The following is a 12,753-nucleotide window of genomic DNA, read 5'->3' on the forward strand; positions in this document are numbered from 1 at the left end:
CCGGCACCCACCACCCACAACCGCGGCCCCCGCCCAAACACCCCCACCCCCGCCGGGAGGCGACACGGCGCCGCAGACGACAACGTGCGGCTACAAACGATGCGCGGCACCCGTCGGAGTGGCACCCCTGGTGTCCAGCAGCAGCTGCGCTTTTACGGCGAGCCCCTGGAGGTCATACGTGCGGTGGGCCTGGAGCAGGACCGTCAGATCCGCGGCGGCCGCGGCCTCGTAGAGCGAGTCGGCCCGGGGCACCGGGCGGTCCAGCACGTTCCACTGGGGGACGTACGGGTCGTGGTACGTGAGGTGCGCCCCCAGTTCCATCAGGCGGGCGGCGATCTCGCGGGACGGTGAGCCCGCCTGGTCGCCGATGTCCGGCTTGTAGGTGACGCCGAGCAGCAGGATCCGCGCGCCGCGGGCGGATTTGCCGTGCTCGTTGAGGAGGGTGGCGCAGCGCTGGATGACATAGCGCGGCATCCGGCCGTTGACCTCCTGGGCCAGTTCCACCATGCGGAGCGGGTGGCCCGGGGCACGGCCCTTGTACGCGAGGTAGTTGGGGTCGATGGGCGCGGCGTGGCCGCCCACGCCGGGGCCGGGGCGGAACGCCTGGAAGCCGAACGGTTTGGTCTCGGCGCAGCGGATGACGTCCCACAGGTCGACGCCGACCTCATGGCAGAAGACCGCCATCTCGTTCATCAGGGCGATGTTGATGTGGCGGTAGTTGGTTTCCAGGAGCTTGGCGGTCTCGGCCTCGCGGGGGCCGCGGGCGCGGACGACCTTGTCGGTGAGGCGGCCGTAGAAGGCGGCGGCCGCTTCGGTGCAGGCGGGGGTGAGGCCGCCGATGACCTTCGGGGTGTTGGCGTAGCGGTGGGTGCGGTTGCCGGGGTCGTGGCGGCCGGGGGAGCAGGCGAGGTGGAAGTCCCGTCCGGCGGTGAGGCCCGAGCCCTCCTCCAGGAGGGGGCGCAGGAATTCCTCGGTGGTGCCCGGGTAGGCGGTGGATTCGAGGATCACCGTGGTGTGCGGGCGCAGCTGTGCCGCCAACGTGCGGGCGGCGTCGGCCAGGGCGGTGAGGTCCAGGGCGCGGTCCTCGCCGAGCGGCGTGGGCGGGCAGAGGACGGCGGTGCGGACCCGGCCGAGGGCGGTGGGGTCGGTGGTGGTGCGGAAGCCGGCGGAGAGCAGCCGGCGGAGTTCGGCGGCGGACAGCGGCCCGTCGGCGCCGGAGAGTGCGGCGGTGGGCGGATCGGGGTCGTAGCCGATGGTGCCGATGCCGGCGGCGGTGGCGGCCTGGGCGAGTGGGAGGCCGAGGTGACCGAGTCCGATGACGGCGAGGTCTGCGGGCATGCTGCGGCCGTCCTTCCCGAGCGACTGCGAATGGCGTGTGGGCATGACGTGTGCGGAGGGCGCATAAATACACTAAGCGGATATTTGACCCAGAATAGGGATTGGTGGATCAAGGCGGCGGGGTGTTGCCGCCCGGAGTGAAGGGTGGATACCGGCACGCGGCGTGGACAGAATCGACGGACGGGGGGTGTGGCCCCGATCACAGCGGGAGGCAGCGGTGAAGACAGCGATACTGGGACCGGCGCAGCGGGCCGAGGCGCTCGCCCGAATGGCGGAGCGGGAGCTGGACATTCTCGTGGTCGGCGGCGGAGTCGTCGGCGCGGGGACGGCGCTGGACGCGGCGACCCGCGGTCTGTCCACCGGACTGGTCGAGGCGCGGGACTGGGCCTCGGGCACGTCCAGCCGGTCGAGCAAGCTCATCCACGGCGGTCTGCGGTATCTGGAAATGCTGGACTTCGCGCTGGTCAGAGAGGCGTTGAAGGAGCGGGGGCTGCTGCTGGAGCGGCTGGCGCCGCATCTGGTCAAGCCGGTCCCGTTTCTGTATCCCCTTCAGCACAAGGGCTGGGAGCGCTGGTACGCGGGCTCCGGTGTGGCGCTGTACGACGCGATGTCGGTCTCGTCGGGGCACGGCCGCGGACTGCCCGTGCACCGGCATCTGTCGCAGAAGCGGGCGCTGCGGGTGGCGCCCTGTCTGAAGCGGGACGCGCTGGTCGGGGCGTTGCAGTACTACGACGCACAGATGGATGACGCGCGCTATGTCGCGACGATGGTGCGCACCGCGGCCGCCTACGGGGCGCAGGTCGCCAACCGGGCGCGGGTGGTGGGCTTTCTGCGCGAGGGCGAGCGGGTGGTCGGCGTACGGGTCGAGGACGTCGAGGGGGGCGGCGACTACGAGATCCGGGCGCAGCAGATCGTCAATGCCACCGGGGTGTGGACGGATGACACCCAGGCGCTGATCGGGGAGCGCGGACAGTTCCATGTCCGGGCGTCGAAGGGGATCCACCTGGTGGTGCCCAAGGACCGGATCCACTCCACGACGGGACTGATCCTGCGGACGGAGAAGAGCGTCCTGTTCGTCATCCCCTGGGGGCGGCACTGGATCGTGGGGACGACGGACACCGGCTGGGATCTGGACAAGGCGCATCCGGCGGCCTCCAGCGCGGATATCGACTATCTGCTGGAGCATGTGAACGAGGTCCTCGCGACACCGCTGACCCGGGACGACGTGGAGGGGGTGTACGCCGGGCTGCGGCCGCTGCTGGCCGGGGAGTCGGACGCCACCAGCAAGCTGTCGCGGGAGCACACCGTCGCGCATCCGGTGCCGGGGCTGGTCGTGGTGGCGGGCGGCAAGTACACGACGTACCGGGTGATGGCGAAGGACGCGGTGGACGAGGCGGTGCACGGCCTGGACCAGCGGGTGGCGGACTGTGTGACCGAGGACGTGCCGCTGGTCGGCGCCGAGGGGTACCGGGCGCTGTGGAACGCGCGGGCCCGGATCGCGGCGCGCACCGGACTGCATGTCGCCCGTATCGAGCATCTGCTGAACCGCTACGGCTCGCTGACCGAGGAGCTGCTGGAGCTGGTGGTGGCCGATCCGGCGCTGGGCGAACCGCTGGCGCACGCGGACGACTATCTGCGGGCCGAGGCGGTCTACGCCTGCACCCACGAGGGCGCCCGCCATCTCGACGACGTACTGACCCGGCGCACCCGTATCTCCATCGAGACCTTCGACCGGGGCACCCGCAGCGCCCGCGAGGTCGCCGGGCTGATCGCGCCCGCGCTGGGCTGGGACGACGACCAGGTCGAGAAGGAGATCGCGCACTACCAGAAGCGGGTCGAGGCGGAGCGCGAATCGCAGCGGCAGCCGGACGATCTGACGGCGGATGCGGCGCGGTTGGGGGCGCCGGACATCGTGCCGCTCTAGAGGCGCGGCCGTCGCACCGCGGACCGGAGAGGGAAGCCGTCAGCCGTGCAGGGCGACGGGGAGGGCGGTCAGCCGGCTTCCCTGGAGGCCGCCGATGCCGGCCAGCCGGAGCTCGGTGAAGGGGACGGTGAGGCGCGCGTCGGGGAAGTCGGTGCGCAGCACCGAGGCCACCGCGCGCAGTTCGAGGTGGGCGAGCTGGGCGCCGACGCAGAAGTGCGGGCCGGCGCCGAAGACCAGGTCCGGCCCGGGGGAGCGGGCGGGGTCGGTGCTGATGCCCTGGATGTCGACGAGCACCGGGGCACGGGCGGGCAGCCGCATCCCGGCGAGTTCGGTCTCGGTGGTGGTGAACCGCCAGAGGGTGAACGGGGCGGGCGGGTGCTGCCGCAGGGTGTCGCGGATCAGTGCGTCGAGGTCCGCCCGGTCCGCGGGGGCCCGGTGCAGGCCGGTGGCGAGTACGCGGGCGATCAGGACGCCGAGGGCCGCGTCGGTGGTGAGCTGTCCGGCGAATATCAAGCCGAACAGGTGGTACTGGAGTTGGCTGCGGGTGGTGTGCGCGGGGACCCGGTCCCGCAGCTCCGCGGCGAGCCCCCGGCCGTCCTGGTCGAGCCCGGCCGCGGCGAGTTCGGCGAGCGCGGCGATGGCCCTGCCCTGTGCGCCGGGCTCGGTGCCGAACATCTGCCGGCAGCCCTCGGCGGCCCGGTCGACGCGGTCGAGGGGGATGCCGAGCAGGTCGAGCAGGACGGTGAGCGGATAGCGGGTGGTGAAACCGGCCATCAGGTCGGCCGTGGTGCGGCCGGCGCCGAGTGCGGTGAGCAGCCGGCGGGCGATCGTGTGGATCCGGCCGGACTGTGCGCGGATCCGCCGGGCGTTGAGGAGCGGTGCGTGCGCCCGTCGCAGGGCGGTGTGTCCGGGGCCGTCGAGGGTGGTGAGGGAGGGCTGTTCGGCGGCGGTCTGCTCCAGGCCCGCGGTGTGGCGGTCCCAGCCGGGCGGCGCGAAGGCGGGGTCCTTGGCGATCCGGGGGTGGATGAGTACCTCGCGTGCCAGGGCGTCCTCGGTCACGATCCAGGCCCGTCCCCCGGCCGGGGCGTCCACCTGCACGAGGGGGCCGGCGGCCCGCAGGGCGGCGCGGACCGGATCGGGATCGGTGAGGCGGCGGACGGTCGCGGCGAACGGGTCGATGCCGTCGAGGTGGGGGGCGTGCCGCATCAGGTCTCCATCAGGTCATGGGGGGGCAGGGGTAGGGCACTTCAGCAGGGCACAGCTCCGCCCTGAAGTGACTTACTGGTAAAGAATCTTCATGGTGAAGTAATTCCAGCAGGAAGCTAAGGTGAGCCGCGGCGGGTTGTCAACAGGTGCCGCCGCGGCGCGGTGCCGGGGCGCGGGGAAGGCGGAGGAGCCTCGTGGAGGAACCGGTGTCCGGTGGAGTCGGGGCGCAGCGGGAGCGGCTGGCGGAAGGACTCAGGACCTACGGCGCGAGCTTCACCGAGCTGGGCCGCCGCTTCGCGGCCCGGCTCGGCGTGCACTCCACCGACGCGTTCGCCCTGCTGGAGATCGCCTCGGCCGAGGAGCGCGGCGAGCCCCTCTCCCCGGCCTCGCTCGGCAGGCGTATCCCGCTGTCCTCGGGAGCCATGACCGCGCTGCTGAACCGCCTCGAAGAGGCCGGCTACGTCACCCGCACCCGCGGACACGCGGACCGGCGGATCGTCACCCTGCACAGCAGTCCCCGGGTCAGGGAGCTCGGGGACGAGTTCTTCGGCCCCGTCAACGGGCGCCAGGACGCCGTGCTGTCCCGCTACCCGGCCGAACTGCTGGAGCGGTTCGAGACCCTGCTGTCCGAGCTGAGCGCCGCCATGGAGGAAGGGCCCGGCTCCTAGGGCTGTCCGGCGCGGCCGTCGCGCCGGGCGCAGAACTCCGCCGTCAGGACCGCCGTGTCGGGGACCGCGGCGGAGTGGGTGTCGGTGTTGACGCGGTAGCTGAGGACGTGGCGGCCGTCGGCGGTGGCGGCGGTGCGGGCGTGCGAGCCGTTGATCTCGCCGTTGTGGCCCCAGACCGTGACGCCGCAGGGCAGTTCGGTCGCGTAGAGGCCGAGGCCGTAGGTGCCGCCGGTGTGCTTCTCGTCGCGTATCTGCGCCATCTGGCGGGGCGCCAGGAGCCGGCCGCCGAGGAGCGCGGAGAAGAAGCGGTTGAGGTCGCCGAGGGTCGTGACCATCTCGCCGGCCGCGCCCGCCCAGCTGGGGTCCAGCGAGGTGGCGTCCACCCGCCGGTCGCCGATGTGGGCGTACGCCCGGCCGTGCGGCCTCGGCAGCGCCGGGACGGTGCCGGGGAACGAGGTGTGGCCGAGCCCGGCGGGGACGAGGAGGCGGCGGCGGATCTCGGCGGCGTACGGGTGTCCGGTGACGGCCCGGATGACCAGGCCCAGCACGAGGTAGTTGGTGTTGGAGTAGGAGTACCGGGCGCCCGGGGCGGCCGCCGGCGGATGGCGCAGGGCGGTGCGCAGCAGCTCGGCGGGGGTGTGGCGGTCGTAGCGGTGGGCGCCGAAGCCCGTACCGAAGAGCTTTTTCGCCAGCCGGGGATCGTCGGTGTAGTTGAACAAACCGCTCGTATGGTCCAGCAGCTGGCGGATCGTCACCCGGCGGAGGTCGCTGCCGTTGCCGGGGCCGGTGACCGGCAGGCCCGGCGGGAGGTGGGCGGCGGCGCTGTCATGGAGGGTGAGCCGGTGTTCGGCGGCCAGTTGGAGGACGACCGTGGCGACCAGGGGCTTGGTGAGGCTGCCGGCCCGGAAGTGGTCCTGGGGCCGCATGGTGCGGCCATTGCGCAGATCCGCCACACCGGCCGTGGAGAAACGCGCGGCCCGGTACCCGTCGCGGGTGCTGAGGGCGGCCGCGCCCGGGATCCCGTCGCCGACCAGACGGTGCAGCGCCGGCGCCGTCCTCGCGGGCGGCCGCGCGGGCCCCAGGGCCGCGGCGGCGGGGCGGGGTTGGCCGGTGGAGGCCGTCAGGAGCAGCGTGGCCAGGACCGCCAGGGCGCCCGTACGGAGCACGGCGGGACGGTGGTCCGCCGGGGGCGACGCCGGGCGGTGGGCGCGGGCCGCGGCCGGGCGGCGCGGGCGCTTCGTCATCGGGACTCCCGTTCGTCGGGGCCATCATGACGGGTGCGGGGTGTTGTTCGGCACCCACCCGGGCCTTCCGCACGGGCGCGGATGAGGGAGAATGAAGGCTCTGCCAGGGTGGGTTGTCCGAGTTGGGCCAGTTTGGTGATCGATGGGATGTCGAAGCTGCCAACTCGGCTGGATTGCAGAGGGGATGCAGTGGGCGACGAGGTCGAGATGGACGGCAAGGGGGGCAGGCTGCTCGCCGGGCGGTACCGGCTCGCCGATGTTCTCGGCCGGGGCGGCATGGGCACGGTCTGGCGGGCACGTGACGAGGTCCTGGGCCGTACGGTCGCGGTCAAGGAACTGCGCTTCCCGGGCGGGGTCGAGGAGGACGAGAAGCGTCGTCTGATCACCCGTACGCTGCGCGAGGCCAAGGCGATCGCCCGGATCCGGAACAACGGCGCTGTGACGGTCTATGACGTGGTCGACGAGGACGACCGCCCGTGGATCGTGATGGAGCTGGTCGAGGGACGCTCGCTCGCCGAGGTCATCCGTGACGACGGCCCGCTCACCCCGCGCCGTTCCGCCGAGGTCGGCCTGGCGGTGCTCGATGTGCTGCGCGCCGCTCACGCCGCGGGCATCCTGCACCGCGATGTGAAGCCGTCCAACGTCCTGATGTCCGACGACGGCCGGGTCGTGCTCACCGACTTCGGTATCGCCCAGGTCGAGGGCGACCCCTCCGTGACCTCGACCGGGATGCTCGTCGGTGCCCCCTCCTACATCTCCCCGGAGCGCGCCCGCGGCCAGAAGCCGGGCCCGCCGGCCGACCTGTGGTCGCTGGGCGGGCTGCTGTACGCCTGTGTCGAGGGCGTGCCGCCGTACGACAAGGGCTCGGCGATCGCCACGCTGACGGCCGTGATGACCGAGCCGGTCGAGCCGCCGAAGAGCGCCGGCGGGCTGGAAGAGGTCATCTACGGCCTGCTGGTGAAGGACCCGGCGGGCCGGCTGGACGACGCCGGGGCGCGGGCACTGCTGCTGGATGTGGTGCACGCCCCCGAGGCGCGGAAGCCGGAGCCCCCGCTGGACGAGACCCGGGCGATGGTGCTGCCGACGGTGCCCAAGGAGCGGGCCACGGCGAAGTCCGAGGGTGCGCCGAAGCCGAAGCCCGCCGCGAAGTCGCGGGTGCCGCGCAAGCCGAAGCCGAAGCCGGCCGCCGCCCCGGTGGCGGAGCCGGCGGCCGGGAGCGGGACGGCGTCCGCCGGTGCCACGGCGGAGAAGAGCAAGGCCGGTGCCGCCAAGGCCGGCAGTGCCAAGGCCGCCGCGACGAGCACCCCGGAGCGCACCGAGCGCCCGCAGCAGAAGGCCGCCCCGGCCGCCGGGGAGCAGGCCGGCGCGGACCGTGCCGACTCCGGCGCGTCCCGTCCCACGCTCACCCGCCCCGGCTTCGACACCGAGGCCGCCAAGGAGCGGCTGCGCGGTGCGCTGCGGACGGTCCAGGCGGCGGCCGCCGCGGCGAGAGCCCGTGCGGACTCCAGACCCGCTGACGGGAACCGTCCGGCGACCCGCGCTTCGGTGACCGATGTTGTCCCGCGCCGCACCCTGGTCATCGTGGCCGTGGTCGTCGTCCTGGCGGTGTTGGGCACGGTCCTGGCCGTCGCGCTGAGCGGTGGCGACGCCGCGAAGAACGGCGGCAAGCCGGCCGGCAAGCGGGACGCGTCGTCGTCCGCGGCGAAGGCGAAGCCCTCCACGGAATCGGCCGGCGCGGGCGAGGACGCGGAGCAGGGCGGGCCCGCCTCGCCGGAACCGCAGCTGCCCGGCGGGGTCAGCCCGGCCGAGGACAAGGACGGCACCGGCGGCGCGGACGGCAAGGGCGGCAAGGGCGGCAAGGCGCTGCCCGAGGGCTTCGCCCGGATGTCCAACGGCAGGTTCCACTTCGGTATGGCGATGCCCAAGGGCTTCCACCAGACGGGCACCGCGGGGGCCGGCTCCGGCGTCATCTACAGCGCCTCGGGCGGCTTCCCCCGCGTCCAGGTGGACTACAACGCCGAGCCCGGCAACGACGCGGCGGCTTCCTGGCGCAGCCTGGAGCCGGCCGTGCGCGGCTCCGTCGAGGACTACCACCGCATCAGCATCAAGACGGTGAAGTGGCGGGGCTACCCGACCGTCGCCGACTGGTCCTTCACACGGCGTCAGAGCGGCCAGGAGGTGCGGGTCCTGGACCGTGGCTTCCGGGCCGACGACCAGCACGGCTACGCCATCATGATCACTTGCAAGAAGGGCACCTGGCAGGACAAGGAGTGCCAGGACGTGGTCTCGACCGCGTTCAAGACCTTCGCGATCAAGGACTGAGCGCGGGCCGGGGTGCGGGCCGGGCGATGCGGGGACAGAGCGCGCGTCGTTGCGCAGACCGGCCCGCAAGCCGCGGTTGTGGCACGTATCGTGAGACCGCGAAGACCGTACGCATCCGCAATCGGCGGGAATACGACCGGAAGTGACCGGAGGCGTCAGCGCCGAGGGCGTTCCGGCGCGACGGTAGACACAGCGCGCGCTGCGGGGAGGCGTCGTGGACGAGTACGCGGGAAGGGTGCTCGCCGAGCGTTACCGCCTGCCGTTGCGGCCCCTCGGCGATGACGACTTCACCGAGTCCCGGGCGTTCGACACGTTCAGCGGACAGGAGGTCCTGGTCCGCCAGGTGCCGCTGCCCGAGGTGGTCGACGCGGAGGTGGTGGGGGCGGAACCGGCCGGGCCCGCCGAGCGGGGGACCGGCGGCGGCCGCCACGGTCCCGCCCGGCTGACCGGCGGAGCGGGGGTGGCTGACCGCAGCCCCCGGGACCCCGCGGTACGGCGCGCGCTGGAGGCCGCCACGACCGCGGCCCAGCTCGCCGATCACCCCCGGCTGGAGCAGGTCTTCGATGTCTTCGCGCAGGACGGCAGCCTGTGGATCGTCGCCGAACTCCTGTCCGCGCGCCCGCTGTCCGCGCTGCTGGCCGAGCGGACGCTGTCCCCGCACCGCGCCGCGGAGATCGCCGCGGATCTGCTCACCGTGCTGCGGGTGCTGCACGCGGAGGGCCTGCTGCACCGCAACATCACCGCCCGTACGGTCCTGGTCTGCGACGACGGCCGGGCCATCCTGACCGGTCTGGCGGCGGGCGCGGCCCAGGAAGCGCTGTGCGGGACCGAGCCGCCCGCCGCCGGGGACCCGCCGGACGCCTCCGCGCCGGATGCCCCGGCCGCCAGGACCTCGCTGACCAGCAAGACCTCGCTGACCAAGCCGGCGCCGGACGACGACACCACCGGCCCCGCGTACGGCCGGCCCACCGCCGGGCTCGCCGCCGAACGGGCCCGGCAGGCGCGGCTGACCGTCGTCGGCCCGTTCACCGAGCGCTGGGCGCCGGAGCAGGCCGGACCGGTGCACGAGAACTGGCAGTTGGCGCCGCCGGTCGGCCCGGCCACCGATCTGTGGGCGGTCGGCGCGCTGCTCTACCGGAGCGTGCAGGGGCAGGCGCCGTTCCCCGAGGACAACGCCGTGGAGCTGGCGCAGCTGGTCTGTTCGCAGCCGCCCGCGGACGCCGAGGAGTGCGGGGCGCTGCGGCCGGTCGTCGAGTCGCTGCTGCGTCCGGACCCGGCCGACCGCCCGGATGCCGAGGAGCTGAGCGGCTGGCTGCGCTCCTTGATCCGTACGGCGCCGGAGCCGGCGGTCGGCAGCCGGCTGGTGACGATGCCGGCGGAGGGGGCCGATCCGCGGCGGCTGCCGATCGTGCGGCGCCGCGGCGAACTCGTACGGAAGGGCCGGCACAAGAAGACCCGGACGGCCCGCCGCACCCGGCCGCAGCCGGCCCCGGCCGCCGTGGGGGCCGCCGCGGCCGCACCGCCCGTTCCGCGGACGCCGGCCCCGGAGCAGCCCACCCCGCTCGTCTCCACCACCCGCCTGCCGCGCCCCCCGAAGCAGCCGAAGCCGCTCCGGCAGTCCCGGCCGGCCCGGCCCGGCAAGCCGGCCCCGCCGCCCGGCCGCAGCGGGCCCGCGGACCGGGACCCGTACGACCAGCTGATGCCGGAGGGGTCCGGCCCGGAAGCCGCACCCCGCCCGCCGCGCGGGCCGCGCCACCTCGGCCGGCTGCTGCTGACCGCGATCCTGCTGCTGCTCGTCGGCGCGGTGGTCTATGCGATGGCGTTCCTGCCGAAGTCCGGCCCGGACTCCAAGGCGGGCGAGCGCGGGGCGGACCGTACGGGCAGCTCGGGTGCGGCGCCCGCCGACCCGGCACCGTCCGGGGACCAGGAGGGCGACCGCGCCTCGGCCGGCACCGGCGCACCGCAGACCACCGCGCCCGCCGAGGTCGCCAAGGGCTTCGAGGTACGCAACGACCCGGAGGGCTTCCAGGTCGCGGTCCGCGAGGGCTGGCAGCGGCGCGGCGCCAACGACCGGGGCCAGGTGCGGTACGTCGGCGGGGACTACGAGCTGGTGGTGGTGCCCGGCCGCGACACCACGGCGCGCTTCGGCACCGACCCGATGGCATACCTCCAGAACAAGGAAGCCGAGCTGGCCCCGTACCGCTCCTCCGGATGGGCGTCGGCCTCCGGCCTCCAGCGGATCGACGTCGGGAAGACGGCGATGGCCGAGGGCACCTTCTCCTGGCGCGACGGCAGCGGGCGCGAGGTGTACGTACGGAACCTCGCGATGATCCACAAGGGCCGCTACCACCTGGTCCTGGTCATCGGCCCGGACCGTGGCCGGCACGAGATCGACCAGCTCTACACCCAGGCGACGAGCGCCTACCGGCCGGGCTGAGGCGTTCCGGGGGGCCGCGGCCTCACTCCGGCCGGCCGCCCCCGAACCGCTCCCGCAGCTCCTGTTTGAGGACCTTGCGCAGCGTGGCGCCGCGGGGCAGGGCGGGCAGCAGCTCCAGCTGTTCGGGGAGTTTGTACCGGGCCAGGCCCTGGGCCTGGAGGTGCGCCGAGACGGCGGCGAGGGTCAACTCCCCAGCGTCCGGGGGCTGTTCGATGACCGCGCAGACGCGTTCGCCGCGCTCGGGGTCCGGCAGGCCGATGACGGCGGCGTCGGCGATGTCCGGGTGACGGTAGAGGAGTTCCTCGATCTCCTGGGCGGAGATGTTCTCGCCCTTGCGGATGATGATGTCCTTGAGGCGGCCGGTGACGACGAGGTGCCCGGTCGGGGTGAGGTGGCCGAGGTCCCCGGTGCGCAGGAACCCGTCGGCGTCGAAGGGGGCGGGCTCGTCGAGGTAGCCGCGGCAGACGGCCGGGCCGCGCAAGGTGATCTCGCCGCTTCCGGGGGCGATACGGATCTCCATGCCCGGGGGCGGCCGGCCGTCGGTGTGGGCCAGGTGCGCGGGGCTGTCGTACGGGTCGCCCATGGTGACCATGGGGGCCTCCGTCAGGGCGTAGCCGTGGGTGAGTTGGCAGCCGAGTGCGGCGACGACCTCGTGGTAGAGCGCGGGGGGCTTGGGCGCGCCGCCGCCGGCCAGCAGCCGCAGCGACGGCAGCAGCCGGCGGCCGGGCGGCAGCTTGCGCGCCTCGGCGAGGAAGAGGGCGTAGAAGGCGGTGGAGCCGCCGGCCAGGGTGACGCGGTGCCGGCGGTAGGCGGCGAGCGCGCCGGGCAGCGCGAAGTGTTCCAGGAGGACGGCGGGGATGCCGTGTTCCAGCAGCATGACGGTGTAGTCGGGCCCGGCGACATGGGCGTACGGGAAGGCCATCGAGCCGATGTCCGACGGGGCCAGGCGCAGGGCCGCGCCCAGCCGGTGCCCGGCCGTGCGCAGACTGCGGTCCGTGTGCAGCACGCCCTTGGGGGCCGCGGTGCTGCCGGAGGTCCAGTAGATCCAGCGGACCGTGTCGTCGTCGGCCGGTGGCGGGGGCAGGACGGCCGGGTCGGCGTCGGGCAGGGTGTCGTACGCCTCGATGACGGTGGGCGGACGGGGCAGGCCGGCGTCCGCCGTCGCGCGGTGGTCGAAGCCGTGCCGGACACCGGGGACGGCGAAGAAGGCCGCGCCGGTGCGGCGCAGCACCTGACCGGTCTCGTGCGCGCCGTAGAGCGGCAGCAGCGGGCTCTGGACGGCGCCGATCCGGGCCAGCGCGAGGCTGAACAGCACGGTCTCGATCCGGGTCGGCAACTGCCAGACGACCCGGCTGCCGGGCCGTACGCCCTTCTCGTACAGACCGGCCGCGACCCGTTCCGCGCGCCGGTGCAGGGCGCCGAAGCTGATCCGCCGTTCCTGCCGGGCGGACCCGGCGCCCTGGATGAGGGCCGGGGCGCCGGGGCTACGGGCGGCACGCCAGGCCACCAGGTCCCAGAGGGTGGTGCCGGTCATCCGCCCTCCCGTCGCCATTCGCTGACGCTACGTCAGATCGCCTGCCGAGATTAGAGGCCGGCGTCTTGTCGGTCCAGAGG

Annotated in this window: 8 protein-coding genes; 4 read left to right on the forward strand and 4 right to left on the reverse strand. The window is 74.0% G+C overall.

What is annotated here, in order from left to right; all coding sequences use genetic code 11:
• Positions 1-90: 90 nt before the first annotated feature.
• Positions 91-1,338: a nucleotide sugar dehydrogenase gene (locus AC3EUV_RS22490; RefSeq protein WP_432142993.1), complete on the reverse strand. Its 1,248-nt coding sequence runs from the start codon at positions 1,336-1,338 to the stop codon at positions 91-93.
• A gap of 217 nt (positions 1,339-1,555) precedes the next feature.
• Between AC3EUV_RS22490 and AC3EUV_RS22495 the strand changes: the two genes are divergently transcribed.
• Positions 1,556-3,262, forward strand: a complete 1,707-nt coding sequence (locus AC3EUV_RS22495; protein ID WP_435603723.1) for a glycerol-3-phosphate dehydrogenase/oxidase — start codon at positions 1,556-1,558, stop codon at positions 3,260-3,262.
• 39 nt (positions 3,263-3,301) lie between these two features.
• On the opposite strand, the gene AC3EUV_RS22500 is transcribed toward AC3EUV_RS22495, so the two are convergent.
• Positions 3,302-4,468 (reverse strand): cytochrome P450 family protein, encoded by a 1,167-nt coding sequence (locus AC3EUV_RS22500; RefSeq protein WP_435603724.1) that lies wholly within the window; start codon positions 4,466-4,468, stop codon positions 3,302-3,304.
• 194 nt (positions 4,469-4,662) lie between these two features.
• Here AC3EUV_RS22500 and AC3EUV_RS22505 point away from each other — a divergent pair, with 194 nt between their 5' ends.
• The gene (locus AC3EUV_RS22505) at positions 4,663-5,136 is read left to right on the forward strand and encodes a MarR family winged helix-turn-helix transcriptional regulator (protein ID WP_432142996.1); all 474 of its coding nucleotides are present in this window, start codon (positions 4,663-4,665) and stop codon (positions 5,134-5,136) included.
• On the opposite strand, the gene AC3EUV_RS22510 is transcribed toward AC3EUV_RS22505, so the two are convergent.
• Positions 5,133-6,380 carry a serine hydrolase domain-containing protein gene (locus tag AC3EUV_RS22510; protein WP_435603725.1) on the reverse strand — a complete coding sequence of 416 codons (1,248 nt, stop codon included), beginning with the start codon at positions 6,378-6,380 and terminating at the stop codon, positions 5,133-5,135. The two genes, AC3EUV_RS22505 and AC3EUV_RS22510, sit on opposite strands and share 4 nt — an antisense overlap.
• A 189-nt stretch (positions 6,381-6,569) precedes the next feature.
• On the opposite strand from AC3EUV_RS22510, the gene AC3EUV_RS22515 reads away from it, so the two are divergent.
• Positions 6,570-8,702: a serine/threonine-protein kinase gene (locus tag AC3EUV_RS22515; RefSeq protein ID WP_432142998.1), complete on the forward strand. Its 2,133-nt coding sequence runs from the start codon at positions 6,570-6,572 to the stop codon at positions 8,700-8,702.
• Positions 8,703-8,916: 214 nt separating this feature from the next.
• Positions 8,917-11,139 carry a protein kinase gene (locus AC3EUV_RS22520; protein ID WP_432142999.1) on the forward strand — a complete coding sequence of 741 codons (2,223 nt, stop codon included), beginning with the start codon at positions 8,917-8,919 and terminating at the stop codon, positions 11,137-11,139.
• A gap of 22 nt (positions 11,140-11,161) precedes the next feature.
• Here the strand turns inward: AC3EUV_RS22520 and AC3EUV_RS22525 are convergent, their stop codons facing one another.
• Complete coding sequence (locus AC3EUV_RS22525; RefSeq protein WP_435603726.1) at positions 11,162-12,673, reverse strand: class I adenylate-forming enzyme family protein; 1,512 nt, start codon at positions 12,671-12,673, stop codon at positions 11,162-11,164.
• Positions 12,674-12,753 lie beyond the last annotated feature (80 nt).

This window comes from Streptomyces sp. bgisy130 (assembly GCF_057708345.1).